This window comes from Actinoallomurus sp. NPDC050550 (assembly GCF_040655075.1).
Classification (GTDB): Bacteria; Actinomycetota; Actinomycetes; order Streptosporangiales; family Streptosporangiaceae; genus Actinoallomurus.
This window is the reverse complement of record NZ_JBFAJC010000005.1, coordinates 360,932-376,242: the sequence shown is the minus strand read 5'-3', so window position 1 is coordinate 376,242 and position 15,311 is coordinate 360,932. Positions and strand designations below refer to the sequence as shown.

Below are 15,311 nucleotides of genomic sequence, written 5' to 3'. Positions count from 1 at the left end.
GCGGCGTGAGCACGGGCTCCGGCACGAGCAGGGACGGCACGAGCAGGGACGGCACGAGCAGGGACGGCACGAGCAGGGACGGCACGAGCAGGGACGACGCGGGCGGGGCTGGCGCGGGCGCGGGATGCGGAACGGGCGGGGCCGGAGGCGGCGCGCCGAGGCTGCTGGGGCGGGGGCTGACCCTCGCGTACGAGCGCCGGACGGTCGCCGAAGGGCTCACCGTGGCCATCCCCGACCGCTCCTTCACGGTCGTCGTGGGACCGAACGCCTGCGGCAAGTCCACCTTGCTGCGCGCCCTCGCCCGGATGCTCAAACCCCGCTCGGGCACCGTCCTGCTGGACGGTCAGGACATCCATGCCCGCCCCACCCGGGCGGTGGCCAGGACGCTCGGCCTGCTGCCGCAGTCGTCGATCGCTCCGGACGGCATCACGGTCGCCGATCTCGTCGGGCGCGGCCGTCATCCGCACCAGGGGCTGTTCCGCCAGTGGTCGCGCGACGACGAGCGCGTCGTCCAGGAGTCGATGGCCGCCACCGGCGTGGCCGATCTGGCCGACGCCTACGTGGACGAGCTGTCCGGCGGCCAGCGGCAGCGCGTCTGGATCGCGATGGCTCTCGCCCAGGAGACCCCGCTCCTCCTGCTCGATGAGCCGACGACCTACCTGGACATCTCCCACCAGATCGACGTCCTCGACCTGTGCGCGCGGCTGCACCGGGAGCAGGGCCGCACCCTGGTCGCCGTGCTGCACGACCTGAATCACGCGGCCCGCTACGCCGACCACCTGATCGCCATGCGCGACGGACGGGTCGTCGCGGAGGGGCCGCCCGCCGACGTCGTCACGGCCGAGCGGGTCGAGGAGGTCTTCGGGTTGCCGTGCCGGGTGATCGACGATCCGGAGACCGGCACGCCGCTGGTCGTCCCGGCCGCACGGCGGCGGTAAGAGTCGCAAGGTCGACGGCGGACAAAGATTCCGTCGAGCCGCGTTTCACCGGCCCCGCCCGCCCTACGCCCGTGGTGATCTCGTCGCCGAGAAGGATCTCTGTGAAAGGGGACCAGATGATCAAGTCGCTCGGCGGGCGTTCGGCGGTCGTGGCCGGGGCCGCCACGGCCGGGACCGCCATTGGCAGGGCCGCGACGGCGAGGGTCGCGACGGCCCGGGTCGCGAGAGCCTGGGCCGCGACAGCCCGGGCCGGGAGAGCCTGGATCGCGACGGCCCCAGTCACGACAGCCCGGATCGCGACGGCCCCGGTCACGACAGCCTGGGCCGCGAGAGCCCGGATCGCGACGGCCCGGATCGCGGCAGCCGGGATCGCCATGGGCAGGGTCGCGACGGTCGGGATCGCCGCGGCCGGAGTCGCTGCGGTCGGGGTCGCCGTCGTCGGCGTTCCTATGGTCGGGGCCGCCGTGGCCGGGGTCGCCTTGTCGCCGGTGAACGCGCGCGCGGACCGTTTCTCCATGACCTACACGTGCGCGGTTCCGCTGCTGGGAACGCGGTCCGTGGACCTCGAAGGCACGCTCACCGCGGCGCCGAACCGGCTCCCTGCCGACGCGGCCACACGGGTCGGCCTGCACATCTCCCGGATGAGTCTGCGGCCTCCGGTCGCCGTCGACTCCTGGAAGGCCACGGCCGACGTCGACGTCACCGGCGCGGAGTCCGCTGCGTTCCGGGTGACGGGGTCCGGCGGGCTGGTGCCCGCGTACCAGTCGGTCACCGGCGACCTGTCGGGCGGATGGACCCCGAAGGCGGCGGGCGTCGACCGGTTGCGGATCGGCAGGGTCGTGGTCACGGCGCGGACCGCGGCCTTCGGCGAGGCCTCGGCCTCGTGCACGCCGAGGAAACCGCGGCCGGTCGCCGAAGTCCTGACGGTCCTCGCCCCCGACGACGGATCCGCGCCGGGATGAGATGCCGCCAGGCATGATCCGGGACGATACCCGGAGGGTGATTCATGCCTGATCATCCGAAATCCCGTAGATTTATCGAGGGGAAGACATGCACTTAGAGAGCATGTGATGGAACGGGACATCGATTATCGGGCCCTGTTCGCCGCGGCGCCCAGCCCATGCCTGGTCCTGACACCCGAGCTGATCATCGTCGACGTCAATCAGGCCTACCTGGAAGCGACCCGGCGCGAGCGGGATGCCCTACTCGGCCAGTACATCTTCGACGCGTTTCCCGACAATCCGGCGGATCCGGCCGCCGACGGGACGCGCAACCTCAGCGCCTCTCTGCGCCGGGCCCTGACGACGGGGCGGCGGGACACCATGGCGACCCAGAAGTACGACATCCCGGTCGCCGGTCGCCCCGGCGTGTTCGAGGAACGCTACTGGAGCCCGATCAACACGCCGGTCCTGGGCCCGGACGGAAAGGTCATGTTGCTGATCCACCGTGTCGAGGACGTGACCGCCTTCGTCCGGGAACGGAACCGGATCCACGGCGGCCGGGTGCGGGACCTGCGCGAGCGCGGAGAGGAGATGGAAGCCGAGCTGTACGCCCGCGCGAAGGAACTGCAGGAGCTCAACGAACAGCTGAGGCAGGCCCACGCCCGGGAGCGCAGGGTTGCGCTGGCGCTCCAGCAGTCCATGCTCCCCAGGATGATCCCGTCCCAGCACCGGGACGCGGCCGTCCGCTACCTGCCCGCCGTGGGCTCACTGAACGTCTGCGGCGACTGGTACGACCTGGTCGATCTGACCGTGACCCGTCTCGCGGTGGCCGTCGGGGACGTCGTCGGCCACGGCCTGTCGGCGGCGGGCGTGATGGGCCAGCTGCGCAGCGCCCTGAGCGCGACGATCCGTACCGTGGACGGGCCCGCCGAGGCACTGAACATCCTCGGCCTCTACGCCCGCTACGTCGATGGGGCGCTGGCGACGACCGCCGTCCAGACCGTCATCGACCGGGACGCCCACACGGTCGACTACAGCTGCGCGGGGCATCTCCCGCCCATGCTGGCGTGCCCCGGCCGGGGCGTCGAACTCCTCGACCAGGCCACTGATCCGCCGCTGGGCGCGCGGCCCGACCACATCCCGAGGCTCCAGGCCACCCGGGCGTACGAGGAGGGGAGTGTTCTCGCCCTCTACACCGATGGCCTCGTCGAACGCCGTGGCGAGGACATCGACGCGGGCCTGGATCGGCTCGCCGACAGCCTCGTCCGTCACCGCACGCTCGCCCCGGAACGGCTGGCCGACGCCGTCCTGTCCGATCTCGAGGTCTCCTGCGGCGCCGGCGACGACATCGCCCTCGTCGTCGTCCGCCTGTGAGGCGCTCCCGGAGCAGGTGAAGGAAGATCGGGCTGGCCGCCCGCACGAGCTTCCCGGCGTGCCCGGCACGGGCCCTGCGCTCGCCGCCAGATGATGAAGACAGATCAGCGGATCTTCCAAAGCCGCACGGTGTTGTCGAAGCCGCTGCTGGCCAGGGTGTGGCCGTCGGGGCTGAACGCCACCGTGTCGGCGCCGTTGGTGGGGCCGGTGAGGGTGGTGGTGTTGTGTCGGGTCGCCACATCCCATAGCCGCACGGTGTTCTCGAAGCCGCCGCTGGCCAAGGTGCGGCCGTCCGGGCTGAACGCCACCGAGAGGACGACGTCCTTGTGACCGAGGGTGGCGGTGGTGCGTCCGGTCGTCACGTCCCACAGTCGTACGGTGTTGTCGTAGCCGCTGCTGGCCAGGGTGTGGCCGTCCGGGCTGAACGCCACCGATTGGACGCTGTTGGTGTGGCCGGTGAGGGTGGCGGTGGCGCGCCCGGCCGCCACATCCCACAGCCGTACGGTCTTGTCGTCGCCACCGCTGGCCAGGGTGTGGCCGTCCGGGCTGAACGCCACCGATTCGACGCCGCCGGTGTGGTCGGTGAGGGTGGCGGTGGTGCGCCCGGTCGCCACATCCCACAGCCGTAGGGTGCTGCCGCGACTGCCGCTGGCCAGGGTGCGGCCGTCGGGGCTGAACGCCACCGAGAGGACGCTGTTGGAGGAGTCGGTGAGGGTGGCGGTGGTGCGCCCGGTCGCCACATCCCACAGCCGCACGGTCCCGTCGTGACTGCCGCTGGCCAGGGTCTTGCCGTCGGGGCTGAAGGCCACCGAGTTGACGTCGTCGGTGAAGCCGGTGAGGGTGGCGGTGGTGCGTCGGGTCGCCACGTCCCACAGCCGTACGGTCTTGTCGGTACTGCCGCTGGCCAGGGTGTTGCCGTCGGGGCTGAAGGCCACCGAGTAGACGTGGCCGGTGTGGCCGGTGAGGGTGCCGGTGGGAGGATTGTCCGGTTCGAGCACGCGGATGATCGGGTAGGAGACGGCCGCGAGGCCGGCTGCGCCGAGCGCGCCGAGGATGAGGGTGCGTCGAGGGAACGGGGTGGGCGTGGGGGGTGCTGTCCGCGTCGGGTCGATCGGCCCGGTGCCATCGTCATCGGCGAGCGGCCGGGTGGGGGTGGCCGTCGGTGCCGGTGGTTGATGATGTGGCGGCCGGGCCAGCTGGTTTGTGGTCGGCTCACCTGCGGTGACGGGCCGATCGGCCGGTGGCGTCGTCTGCGCTTTCGTCGCCGGTGCCGTGAAGGTGGGGCTGGCTCCGGTGGCGAGCCGGCTGAGGATCTCCTCAACTCCCGGACGGTCGGTGGGGGTTTTGGCCAGGCATGCGCCAACCAGCTCGCGGAGGTCGCCGGTGATGCCGTCCAGGCGGGGCTTCTCGTTGATGATGCGGTGCACGATCGCGGGAATGGTCGCGGCGTCGAACGGGCCCTGCCCGGTGGCGGCGAAGATCAGCAGGCACCCCAGTGAGAACACGTCGCTGGCCGGTCCGGCCCGCTCGCCGTGCACCTGTTCGGGGGACATGTAGGCGAACGTGCCGATGACCACGCCGGTCGAGGTCAGGGAGCTGGCGTCGGCCGGCCGGGCGATGCCGAAGTCGATGATCCGCGGTCCGTCCTCGGCCATGATCACATTGCCCGGTTTCAGATCCCGGTGCACCACTCCGCAGGCGTGGATCGCGGCCAGTCCCTCGGCCAGGCCCGCCCCCAGCCCGCGCACCGCACCCGGTTCCAGTGGGCCCTGCTCGGTGACCACTTGGTGCAGGGACCGACCGGGAATGAACGCGGTCACCAGCCACGGCGATTCGGCATCGGGGTCGGCATCGACCACCGGCGCGGTATGAAACCCACCCACCCGTTTCGCGGCCTGCACCTCCCGGGCGAACCGCGCCCGAAACTGGGGACTGGAAGCGTGCTCGGCCCGGATCACCTTCACCGCGACCTTCCGGCCGCCGGGGGAAACCCCCAAGAACACCTGACCCATCCCGCCCGCGCCCAGCCGCCCGGTCAGCCGGTATGGCCCAACCTGGCGCGGGTCGCCCGGCTGCAGCGGATCCATCGAAACGTACCCTCATTTCAGAAGAACGCTGGTGTCTAACATCACCGGTCCAGATCATTTCAGGAAAAGATCCGCGACGCCCGCCACACCATCGCCGACTGCCTGCAGCACGGACGGTCCGATGACGCCGATGAGCTAAGCGAGGTCTTGTTCCCGGCCGCTGTCTCGATCGGGTCCCGCCGCCCCGGCGGCCGACTCTCACCCCGGTCGATCAACACCATCGTCGGCGAGATCGGCATCATCCACGACGCGGAAGTCACAGACCACGACCGCCAACTCGGCGTCCTGCGCCCTCACGGCCTACGCCACTCGCGGTCGACCCGCGCTGCGGAGAAGGGCGCGTCCACACCGGCTCCGGGGATACGTCGGTTTCGCGGCCTCGCGAAGTACACGCGGGTGTCCGATGAAAATCTCCTGAACTCCCAGGCCGACACCGATGCCGCCGCGCGTCGCCATCGCCTGCGGTCGGGCGAATTGTCGGTGGTCGGAGTTGTGTGAAGCGGCATTTTATGGCCTGTTCCAGAGGCCGGTACGGTCCGGATTCATGGAGTGGACATTTCAGACTGCAGAAGAACTCGCGGCTGCCATGCGTGCCGGTGAAGTGACCTCGGCGGAACTGACCGACGAGGCGATCGCCCGTATCGAGCGGGACGACAAGGCGATCAACGCGATCTGTGTGCCGGACTTCGACCGCGCGCGGGCCGCCGCGCGCGGTGCCGACCAGGCACGCGCCCGCGGTGAGGATCGGCCGCTGCTCGGTATTCCGGTGACGGTCAAGGAGTCCTACAACATCGCCGGGCTGCCCACGACCTGGGGCATGCCGCAGTACCGGGACTATGTGCCGGCCGAGGACGCGGTACAGGTATCGCGGCTCAAGGCCGCCGGGGCGGTGGTGCTCGGTAAGACCAATGTGCCCTTGGGGCTGCAAGATATCCAGAGCTTCAACGAGATCTACGGCATCACCAACAACCCGTGGGATCACGCTCGCACGTCGGGTGGGTCCTCCGGTGGATCGGCGGCGGCCCTGGCGTCCGGGTTCGGCGCGCTGTCCATCGGTTCCGACCTCGCCGGTTCGTTGCGCACCCCCGCGCATTTCTGCGGTGTCTACGCGCACAAGCCGACACTCGGGCTGGTGGCGAGCCGCGGTATGGTCCCGCCGCCCGCGCCGGCATTGCCGGCCGACCGCGACCTCGCCGTCGTCGGCCCGATGGCGCGCACCGCCCGCGACCTCACGCTCCTGCTCGACGTCATGGCCGGACCGGACCCGCTGACGCTCGGTGTGGCGTACGACCTGACGCTGCCGCCCGCACGTCACGAGCGGCTGAGCGGCTTCCGGGTCCTGGTCCTCGACGAGCATCCGTTCATTCCGACCGCGTCCGCTGTGCGGGCCGGCGTGAACCGGGTGGCCGACGCGCTTGTCGACGGCGGCGCCCGCGTCGAACGGCACAGTCCGCTGCTGCCCGATCTGGCCGAAGCCGCGACGCTCTACAGGCAGTTGCTGTTTTCGGGCTCCGTTGCGCGTTTTCCCGTCGAAGCGTACGAGCAGCTGCGGACCCGCGCCGCCGGACTGAGCGCGGACGACCAGAGTCTCGACGCGGCGATGCTGCGCGGCATGGTGTTCAGTCACCGCGACTGGATCGAGGCGGACAACCGTCGCGAGCTCCACCGCCACGGCTGGCGGCAGTTCTTCGCCGAGTTCGACGCCGTGGTGTGTCCGATCACGCCCACTCCCGCGTTCCCGCACGACCACAACCCCGATCCGAGGGAACGCCGGATCGACATCGACGGCGTCGAGTACCCGTACTTCGACCAGCTCGTCTGGGCCGGTCTGGCCACGATGCCGGGCCTACCCGCCACCGCCATACCGGCGGGCCGGTCCCCCGAGGGTCTGCCGGTGGGAGTGCAGCTCATCGGTCCGATGTTCGAGGACCGCACCCCGCTGCGGCTGGCCGAACTGCTCGAGCAGAAGATCGGCGGCTTCCAGGCACCGAAGTAGGGCGTACTACCGGGTGTCCGTCGAGGACGAGGAGCTGTGTGCGTACGCCACCCGCGAGCGGAACTTCGTCTCCGATGAGGAAGAGCGGGCCGCCGAGCCGGGCGAGCGTGATCCACACCGGCCTGTTGCGCCGATCGCGCCGTGGCGTACGCCGGTATCCGTATCCTTATCATCATGATGATGTCTTGGGGCATGGACGAGGACGCGGCTCCCCGCAAGCGGATCAAGCGAGGGACCAAGGTCGCCGAGTCGCTGGCCCAGGAGATCGTCCGCGAGATCGTCGCCCGTAAGCTCGAGCCCGGCACCGTCCTGCCGTCCGAGGCCGAGATGATCGAAGAGTACGGCGTCGGGCGCGGTTCGCTGCGGGAGGCCCTGCGCATCCTCGAGGTGCACGGACTCATCACGATGAAGCCGGGGCGGCACGGCGGCCCGATGCTCATCGAGGTCGGCACCCGCGACTACGGCCGGATGTCCACCCTCTTCTACCACCTGGGCGGGGTCACCTTCGGCGAGCTGATGGACGCGCGGCTCGTGCTGGAGCCGATGATGGCGCGGATCGCGGCCCAGCGGAACGACCCCTCGCTGGAGAAACGGCTCGCCGACGCGGACGACCCGTCCGTGCTGGACGACGAACGCGCGTACTTCGCCGCTACTCACGACTTCCACCAGCGGGTCGCCTCGATGTCCGGCAACCCGATCCTCAACCTGGTGACCCTGTCGCTGGAGCACATCTTCCACGACCAGGTCAGCGGGCTGCTGTTCCCCCGGGAGCGGCGCGACGAGGTCATGGCCGCGCACCAGGCGATCGCCCGGGCCATCGCCAAGGGCCGGGCCGCCGAGGCCGAGCGTCTCATGCGCCAGCACATGCAGGAGTACGCCGACTTCGTACGCCGGCGCCACCCGCACCTCGTCAACGAGGTCGTCGACTGGCGATAGGCGCGAGCCCGGCCCGGCGGCGTCTCGGCCCGGCGTCCCGGCCCGGAGGCCGGGGCCGGAGATCGCCCGGGCGGCTGCGTCACTGAGGAGATCGCCCGGTGCCTCGTCGGAGACCGCTCAGCGGCCGCGCCACACCGGGGAGCGCTTCTCGGTGAACGCGGTCGCGCCCTCGCGTGCGTCCTCTGACGACCGTACGGGCTCGTAGATCTCGTTCTGCCGAGCGAACGCCTCGTCGGCCGGCCACTGGCCGCTCTCGTACAGGACGCGCTTGGTGGCCCGTACGCCCAGCGGGCCGTTGGCGGCGATCCGAGCGGCGAGGGCCTTCGCCTCGGTCAGGGCCTCTCCGTGGGGCGTCAGCCGGTTGACGAGCCCCGCGTCGTGCGCCTCGGCGGCACTGATCCGATCACCCGTGAGCGCCCATTCGGTGGCCTTCCCGAGGGGAACCTTCCGGGGGAGTCGCAGCAGCCCGCCGCCCCCGGCCATCAGGCCACGGCGGACCTCCGGCAGGCCGAACCACGCGTCGTCGGCGGCGACGATCAGGTCGCAGGCCAGGGCGATCTCGAACCCGCCGGCCAGCGCGTAGCCCTCGACGGCGGCGATGAGGGGCTTGGCCGGCGGCGCCTCGACCAGGCCGGCGAAACCGCGGCCCGGCACCGCCGGGCGCTCCCCGGCGAGGAACGCCTTGAGGTCCATTCCGGCGCAGAACGTGCCGCCCGCCCCGGTCAGGACGCCCGCGAAGAGCGAGTCGTCCTCGTCGAGCCGTGCCATCGCGGCCCCGATCGCCTCGGCGGTGGCGGTGTCGATGGCGTTGCGGACGTCCGGCCGGTCGATGGTGACGACGAGGACGGCGTCCTCGCACTCGGTCCGGACGCTCACCGGGCCTGCATCCGGATCGCGCCGTCCAGCCGGATCGTCTCGCCGTTCAGCATCGGATTGTCCACGATCTGCAGGGCCAGCCGCGCGTACTCGTCCGGAGCGCCGAGCCGGCGCGGATGCGGCGCCATCGTCGCGAGCGAGTCCCGTACCTTCTCCGGGAGCCGCGCCAGGATCGGGGTGTCGAACAGGCCGGGCGCGATCGTGCAGACGCGGATCAGTTTCGAGGCCAGATCCCGGGCGGCCACGATGGTCATCCCGACGATGCCCGCCTTGGCCGAGGCGTAGGGGAGCTGGCCGATCTGCCCCTCCCACGCGGCGACGGAGGCGGTGAGCACGCAGACGCCGCGCTCGTCCTCGACCGGCTCGTTGCGGGCCATCCGCGCGGCCGCGAGTCGCAGGGTGTTGAAGGTGCCGATGAGGTTGACCCGCACCACGGACTCGTACAGCTCGAGCGAGCCGGGTTCACCGGCCGAGTCCACGATCCGCAGGGCGCCGCCGCGCCCCGCGCAGTGCACCAGCGTACGCAGCGGCGCCAGCTCCTCAGCGGCGTCCAGCGCGGCGCTCACCCCGGTGGGGTCGGTGACGTCGGCGGGGACGAAGCGGGTCTTGTCGCCCAGGCCCGCGGCGATCGCCGCGCCGTCGGACTGGGGCAGGTCCAGCAGCACGGTGGGCACTCCCGCGCCCACCAGCCGCCGGGCGGTCGCGAGCCCGAGTCCTGACGCCCCGCCCGTGACGACGGCCGATCCCGATGTGACGTCCATGATGTCCTTCCACGTCCGGGCGCTCAGCGGGCGCCGAGGTTCTCCAGGATCAGGGCGTTGGCCATGCCGCCCGCCTCGCACATGGTCTGCAGGCCGTAGCGCCCGCCGGTGTCCTCGAGGAAACCGAGGAGCGTGGTCGCCAGCCGGATGCCGGAGGCGCCGAGCGGATGTCCGAGCGCGATCGCGCCGCCCCGCGGGTTGAGCCGGTCGTCGTCGAGGCCGAACTCGGCCTGCCAGGCGAGCGGGACGCAGGCGAACGCCTCGTTGACCTCGGCGGCGGCCACGTCGTCGAGCGACAGGCCGCAGCGCCGCAGCAGCCTGCGCGTCGCGGGGATGGGGCCGGTGAGCATGAGCACCGGGTCGTCGCCGCGGACCGCCGAGGCGACGACCCGGCCCCGCGGTGTGCGGCCGAGCGCCGTGGCCCGCTCCTCGCTCATGACGAGCATCGCGGCGGCGCCGTCGGTGAGCTGGGAGGAGTTGCCCGCGGTGATCTTCCAGTCGAGGCTCGGGAAGCGGGCGGCGTGTTCGGAACCCGCGAAGGCGGGCGGGAGGGCGGCGAGCCGCTCGGCGGTCGAGCCCGGCCGGATGGTCTCGTCGGCGGACACGACGCCGTCCGCCGTCGTGATCGGCATGATCTCACGGTCGAAGGCGCCCGAGGCGGCGGCGTGCGCGGCGCGCGTGTGGGAGCGCACGGCGTACGCATCGAGCGCCTCCCGCGTCAGCCCCCACTTGTCCGCGACGAGCTCGGCCGCCACGCCCTGCGGGACCGGGCCCGGGGCGTATCGCGCGAGGACATCGGGTCCGAAGGGATCCGCGCCCATCCGGGCCGAGCCCATCGGCACCCGGCTCATCGACTCGACGCCTGCGGCGATCACGATGTCGTACGCGCCGGCTGCGACGCCCTGGACGGCGAAGTCGAGCGCCTGCTGGCCCGAGCCGCACTTGCGCTCGATCGTCACCGACGGGACGTGCTCGGGGAAGCCCGCCGCGAGCCACGCCTGCCGGCCGGGCGTGGCCGACTGCTCGCCGGCCTGGCCCACGCAGCCGACGAGGACGTCGTCGACGGTGCCGGGGTCCAGGCCGGTGCGCTCGACCAGCGCGGTGAGCACCTGGGCGAGCAGGCCGACGGGATGGACCCCGGCGAGCGCGCCGCCGGGCTTACCCCGGCCCATGGGCGAGCGCACCGCGTCGACGATGACGGCTGCGGACATGATGCCGGCCTCCTCAGCCAGTCTTGACGGTCTAACTATGCATACCAATATCATGAAATCTATGTCCGCAGTGATCGACAGCCCACAGGACGCCGACCTCTCCGACCAACAGCGGCAGATCCGCGCGATGGCACGCGACCTGGCCCGTGAGCACTACGCCCCGCTGGCCGCCGGCTGGGACGCCGAGCGCACGCCGCTCCCGGCCGAGGAACGCCGCAGGCTCGGCGACCTGGGCCTGCTCGGCATCACGCTGCCCGAGGAGTTCGGCGGGTCCGGCGCTCCGGTCCTCGACGCCCTCGTGGTGATCGAGGAGCTCGCCAAGGAGTGCCGCCCGGCCGCCTTCCAGGTGTTCGAGTGCAACACCGGCCCCGCGACGGTCGTCAACCTGCTAGGCGGCGACGACCTGCGCGCTCGCTACCTTCCCCCGATCATTCGCGGGGACGCGACGATGGCCGTGGCGATCTCCGAGCCGGACGCCGGCTCGGCCGCCACCGACATGACGACCTCGGCGGTCCTCGACGGCGACCACTTCCGCGTGAACGGGGCCAAACGCTGGATCTCCGGCGGCGGCCACGCCGACCAGTACCTGCTGTACGCCCGGATGTCGGACGCGCCCGGCGCCCGGGGCATCGGCGCACTGGTCGTCGACGCCGGCACCCCCGGCGTCTCGTACGGCGCCCAGGAGCGGCTGATGGGCTTCCGCGGCATCCCCTCCTGTGACGTGTTCTTCGACGACGTCCGGGTGCCGGTCGCCAACCTGCTCGTTCCCGCCGGGCGGTTCCGCGACCTGTTCACCGGGTTCTCGCTGGAGCGCCTCGGCAACGCCACGATGAGCCTGGCGATCGCGCAGGCGGCGCTCGACCGCACGGTCGCCTACGTGCAGGAGCGGAAGGCGTTCGGCAAGCCGATCATCGAGTTCCAGGCCACCCAGATGACCGTCGCGGACATGGTCATGCAGGTGGAGGCCGCGCGGCTGCTGGTGCACCGCACGGCCCGGGGCGCCGGGCGCGGCCTGCCCTCGCCCCTGGAGGTGTCCATCGCCAAGTGCACCGCCAACGAGACCGCCAAGCGGGTGACCGACCTGGCCATCCAGCTGCACGGAGGCAACGGCTACACCGAGGAGTACGGCATCGAGCGGCTGCATCGCGACGCGCACGGCTGGGCGCTGGCCGGAGGCACGCCGACGATGCAGCGCACCCGGATCGTCTCCGAGCTGCTGGGCCGCACCTTCGATCAGCGAAGCTGACGCGCGGCCCGCCGACCCGACCCGAGGAGACGAGATGCCCTTCGAACTGCCACGGCGACACGAGGACCTGCGAGAACGCGCCGTGAAGCTGGCGGAGTCGGTACGGGACCGGGCCGGCGCGGCCGACGCCGGGACCGGTCTGGACCCAGCGCTGCGCGCGGCGCTGCGCGAGAGCGGCCTGGCCGGGCTGACCGTTCCGGCCGCGTACGGAGGCGTGGACGAGACCGTGGACCCCCTCGCCGTCACGGTCGTCCGCGAGGCGCTGATGGCGGTCTCGGGACACCTGGACTCCATGTTCGCGATGCAGGGCATCGGCGGATACGCCCTCGCCGCCGGAGGCGACGACGACGTGCGGCGGGAATGGCTGCCGCGGATCGCGGCCCTCGACGCGATCGCGGCTCTGGCCCTGACCGAGCCCGGCGTCGGCTCCGACCTCCGGGCGGTCACCACGCGCGTCGCCGAGCGCGACGGCGAGCTGGCCGTCACCGGCGTCAAGTCGTGGATCACCAACGCCGGCGCGGCCGACGTCTACACGGTGCTGTGCCGGGAGGGCGACGGCCACAGCCTCGTCCTGGTCCCGGCGGCCACCGGGGGAGTGCGCGTCGAGAGCGGCCCGGACATCATCGCCCCGCACGTGCTCGGGACGGTGCGCTTCGAGGACGCCAGGGTCCCGGCGGACCACCGCATCGGCGCGCCCGGACAGGCGTTCCCCCTGGTCCTGGGGACGCTCGCGACCTTCCGGGTCTCGGTGGCCGGGGCGGCGGTGGGCCTGGCGCAGGCCGCGCTGGACGAGGCGGTGCGGCACACGACCGGGCGCGAGCAGTTCGGCACCACCCTGTCCCGGCTGGGGCCGATCCCGCAGATGCTGGGGACGTCGTGGACCGAGCTGGAGTCCGCGCGCCTGCTCACGTACGCGGCCGCGTCCCGGGCCGCCGCCGACCCGCTGGCCAACCTGCACTGGTCGTCGATGGCCAAGGTGGGCGCGACCGAGATGGCGGGCCGGGTGGTCGACCGGTGCGTGCAGATGATGGGCCGGTTCGGCCTGGTGTCGGGCTCGGCGATCGAGCGGCTGTACCGCGACGCCCGGCCGATGCGGATCTACGAGGGCGGCAACGAGGTGCTGACCGGCCAGCTCGCCAAGACCCTGACCCGGTCGTCGACGGGCCGGTGAACCCGCAGTAGCCCTGGCCGCAAAACCATGCGTATGATTATCTTGCTTTGTCCGGCGGTGTGAGCGGCCGGGCGGATTGGGTGATATGCGTACTTACACGGACCTCAGGCCGGTGTTCCCGGACCAGCGCGACTGGACCCTGGCGACCGTGCTGCGGCACCAGGCGCGGCATCGGCCGGACGCGACCTTCCTCGACACTCCGGAAGAGGGGCTGAGCTGGACGTACGCGCAGGCCCTCGAGCAGGCCGAGTCGGTCGCCGACCGCCTCGCGCGGGCCGGCGCGGACGCGGGCGACCGTGTCCTGGTGATGGCCGCCAACTCCTCGCAGTTCGTACGGACCTGGCTGGGCACCGGCGTCGGCGGCTACGTCGAGGTACCCGTCAACACCGCCTACGAAGGCGTCTTCCTGGAACACCAGCTGACGACCGCGGCCCCGCGGTGGGCGGTCGTCGACGACGCCCTGGCAGGCCGCTTCCTCGCCGTCGCCGACGCGGCGCGCGTGATCGAACGGTTCTGGGTGATCGACCACGGCGCGCAGGCCGAGGCCGTACGCGCGCTGCGCGACGCCGGGTGGGACGCCCGGCCGTGGGAGGAACTCGCCGAGGGCGCCCGCCCCGGGGTCGACCCGCCCTCGCCGGAGCCCCGCTCGCTCGCCTCGATCTTCTTCACCTCCGGCACGACCGGCCCGTCGAAGGGCGTGGCCATGCCGCACGCGCAGATGTTCTTCTTCGGCGAAGAGGTCGTCAGCCTGCAGCGACTCACCGCCGAGGACGTCTACTTCACCTGCACGCCGCTCTTCCACGGCAACGCCCAGTTCATGGCCGCCTACCCCGCGCTGATCGCCGGCGCGCGGCTCGTGGTGCGATCGCGGTTCAGCGCCAGCCGCTGGGTGGACCAGCTGCGCGATTCCGGCGCCACCGTCACCAACCTCATCGGCGTGATGATGGACTTCATCTGGAAGCAGCCCGCCCGGCCCGGCGACGCCGACAACCGCCTGCGCTCGGTGTTCGCCGCGCCGACCGCGAGCTCCATCCTCGCCGGCTTCAGCGAGAGGTTCGGCATCGAGGCGTTCGTCGAGGTCTTCGGACTCACCGAGACCAGCGCGCCCATCCTTTCCCCGTACGGCGAGGACCGGCCCGCCGGTGCCGCCGGGCTCGCCGCCGCGGACTGGTTCGACGTGCGGCTGGTCGACCCGGACACCGACGTGGAGGTGCCCGTCGGCGAGATCGGCGAGCTCGTCGTCCGGCCGAAGCACCCGTGGACGTGCAGCCTCGGCTACTACGCCATGCCCGAACGCACCGCCGAGGCGTGGCGGAACCTGTGGTTCCACACCGGAGACGCGCTGCGCAAGGACGCCGACGGCTGGTTCTACTTCGTCGACCGGTACAAGGACGCCCTGCGCCGGCGCGGGGAGAACATCAGCTCCTACGAGGTCGAGCAGGCCCTCCTGGGATACGAGGCGGTGGTGGAGTGCGCGGTGATCGGGGTGGACGCCGGCGTCGAGGCCGGTGAGGACGAGGTGATGGCGTGCGTCATCGCGTCGCGTGACGTCAAGCCGCAGGAGCTGTGGGACTGGTGCACCGGGAGGGTCCCCGCCTTCGCCGTACCGCGCTTCATCCGCTTCGTCGACGAGCTGCCGAAGACCCCGTCCGAGCGCGTACGGAAGGCCGCGCTGCGCGCCGAGGGCGTCACACCCGACACCCACGACCGCCTGGCCGGCGCGGGAGGCGCCTGATGGTGCCCCTACCGCTCGATCCTCTTCGTCCACCGCCTG

The 15,311-nt window shown here is 71.9% G+C and carries 12 protein-coding genes; 8 read left to right on the top strand and 4 right to left on the bottom strand.

The features are described from left to right. Positions 1 to 161 precede the first annotated feature (161 nt). The 3 genes from AB0I04_RS10120 (at position 162) to AB0I04_RS10110 (ending at position 3,253) form a co-directional block, all read left to right on the top strand. Entirely contained in the window at positions 162 to 938 is a 777-nt protein-coding gene (locus AB0I04_RS10120; RefSeq protein WP_360881768.1) for an ABC transporter ATP-binding protein, read from the top strand. Between the two features lie 116 nt (positions 939 to 1,054). After that, the gene (locus AB0I04_RS10115) at positions 1,055 to 1,900 is read left to right on the top strand and encodes a hypothetical protein (protein WP_360881705.1); all 846 of its coding nucleotides are present in this window, start codon (positions 1,055 to 1,057) and stop codon (positions 1,898 to 1,900) included. 108 nt (positions 1,901 to 2,008) lie between these two features. Continuing rightward, positions 2,009 to 3,253, top strand: a complete 1,245-nt coding sequence (locus tag AB0I04_RS10110; protein WP_360881703.1) for a SpoIIE family protein phosphatase — start codon at positions 2,009 to 2,011, stop codon at positions 3,251 to 3,253. A gap of 104 nt (positions 3,254 to 3,357) precedes the next feature. Here AB0I04_RS10110 and AB0I04_RS10105 read toward each other — a convergent pair whose 3' ends face one another. Beyond that, positions 3,358 to 5,340, bottom strand: a complete 1,983-nt coding sequence (locus AB0I04_RS10105; protein ID WP_360881701.1) for a protein kinase — start codon at positions 5,338 to 5,340, stop codon at positions 3,358 to 3,360. Positions 5,341 to 5,776: 436 nt separating this feature from the next. On the opposite strand from AB0I04_RS10105, the gene AB0I04_RS10100 reads away from it, so the two are divergent. Together AB0I04_RS10100 and AB0I04_RS10095 are read left to right on the top strand one after the other, a co-directional pair. Beyond that, positions 5,777 to 7,336: an amidase gene (locus tag AB0I04_RS10100; RefSeq protein WP_360881699.1), complete on the top strand. Its 1,560-nt coding sequence runs from the start codon at positions 5,777 to 5,779 to the stop codon at positions 7,334 to 7,336. 174 nt (positions 7,337 to 7,510) lie between these two features. After that, the gene (locus tag AB0I04_RS10095; protein WP_360881697.1) at positions 7,511 to 8,272 is read left to right on the top strand and encodes an FCD domain-containing protein; all 762 of its coding nucleotides are present in this window, start codon (positions 7,511 to 7,513) and stop codon (positions 8,270 to 8,272) included. A gap of 117 nt (positions 8,273 to 8,389) precedes the next feature. Here the strand turns inward: AB0I04_RS10095 and AB0I04_RS10090 are convergent, their stop codons facing one another. The 3 genes from AB0I04_RS10090 to AB0I04_RS10080 are packed head-to-tail and all read right to left on the bottom strand — an operon-like array spanning position 8,390 to position 11,120. Further along, complete coding sequence (locus AB0I04_RS10090; protein ID WP_360881695.1) at positions 8,390 to 9,148, bottom strand: crotonase/enoyl-CoA hydratase family protein; 759 nt, start codon at positions 9,146 to 9,148, stop codon at positions 8,390 to 8,392. Continuing rightward, positions 9,145 to 9,909: an SDR family NAD(P)-dependent oxidoreductase gene (locus AB0I04_RS10085; protein WP_360881693.1), complete on the bottom strand. Its 765-nt coding sequence runs from the start codon at positions 9,907 to 9,909 to the stop codon at positions 9,145 to 9,147. Before AB0I04_RS10085 ends, AB0I04_RS10090 begins: the two co-directional genes overlap by 4 nt. Positions 9,910 to 9,932: 23 nt before the next feature. Further along, positions 9,933 to 11,120 carry a thiolase family protein gene (locus tag AB0I04_RS10080; RefSeq protein ID WP_360881691.1) on the bottom strand — a complete coding sequence of 396 codons (1,188 nt, stop codon included), beginning with the start codon at positions 11,118 to 11,120 and terminating at the stop codon, positions 9,933 to 9,935. Between the two features lie 61 nt (positions 11,121 to 11,181). On the opposite strand from AB0I04_RS10080, the gene AB0I04_RS10075 reads away from it, so the two are divergent. The 3 genes from AB0I04_RS10075 (at position 11,182) to AB0I04_RS10065 (ending at position 15,272) form a co-directional block, all read left to right on the top strand. Then, on the top strand, positions 11,182 to 12,366 hold the full coding sequence (locus AB0I04_RS10075; protein WP_360881689.1) for an acyl-CoA dehydrogenase family protein: 1,185 nt from the start codon (positions 11,182 to 11,184) through the stop codon (positions 12,364 to 12,366). A gap of 34 nt (positions 12,367 to 12,400) precedes the next feature. Next, positions 12,401 to 13,537: an acyl-CoA dehydrogenase family protein gene (locus AB0I04_RS10070; RefSeq protein WP_360881687.1), complete on the top strand. Its 1,137-nt coding sequence runs from the start codon at positions 12,401 to 12,403 to the stop codon at positions 13,535 to 13,537. A gap of 85 nt (positions 13,538 to 13,622) precedes the next feature. Continuing rightward, entirely contained in the window at positions 13,623 to 15,272 is a 1,650-nt protein-coding gene (locus AB0I04_RS10065) for an AMP-binding protein (protein WP_360881685.1), read from the top strand. The last annotated feature ends 39 nt before the right edge of the window (positions 15,273 to 15,311 follow it).

Bases quoted from the DNA above. Each gene is read 5' to 3' on its own strand.
- AB0I04_RS10115 (WP_360881705.1), top strand. From the start codon at position 1,055: ATGATCAAGTCGCTCGGCGGGCGTTCGGCGGTCGTGGCCGGGGCCGCC.
- AB0I04_RS10110 (WP_360881703.1), top strand. From the start codon at position 2,009: ATGGAACGGGACATCGATTATCGGGCCCTGTTCGCCGCGGCGCCCAGC.
- AB0I04_RS10105 (WP_360881701.1), bottom strand. From the start codon at position 5,340: ATGGATCCGCTGCAGCCGGGCGACCCGCGCCAGGTTGGGCCATACCGG.
- AB0I04_RS10100 (WP_360881699.1), top strand. From the start codon at position 5,777: ATGCCGCCGCGCGTCGCCATCGCCTGCGGTCGGGCGAATTGTCGGTGG.
- AB0I04_RS10095 (WP_360881697.1), top strand. From the start codon at position 7,511: ATGATGATGTCTTGGGGCATGGACGAGGACGCGGCTCCCCGCAAGCGG.
- AB0I04_RS10085 (WP_360881693.1), bottom strand. From the start codon at position 9,909: ATGGACGTCACATCGGGATCGGCCGTCGTCACGGGCGGGGCGTCAGGA.
- AB0I04_RS10080 (WP_360881691.1), bottom strand. From the start codon at position 11,120: ATGTCCGCAGCCGTCATCGTCGACGCGGTGCGCTCGCCCATGGGCCGG.
- AB0I04_RS10075 (WP_360881689.1), top strand. From the start codon at position 11,182: ATGTCCGCAGTGATCGACAGCCCACAGGACGCCGACCTCTCCGACCAA.
- AB0I04_RS10070 (WP_360881687.1), top strand. From the start codon at position 12,401: ATGCCCTTCGAACTGCCACGGCGACACGAGGACCTGCGAGAACGCGCC.
- AB0I04_RS10065 (WP_360881685.1), top strand. From the start codon at position 13,623: ATGCGTACTTACACGGACCTCAGGCCGGTGTTCCCGGACCAGCGCGAC.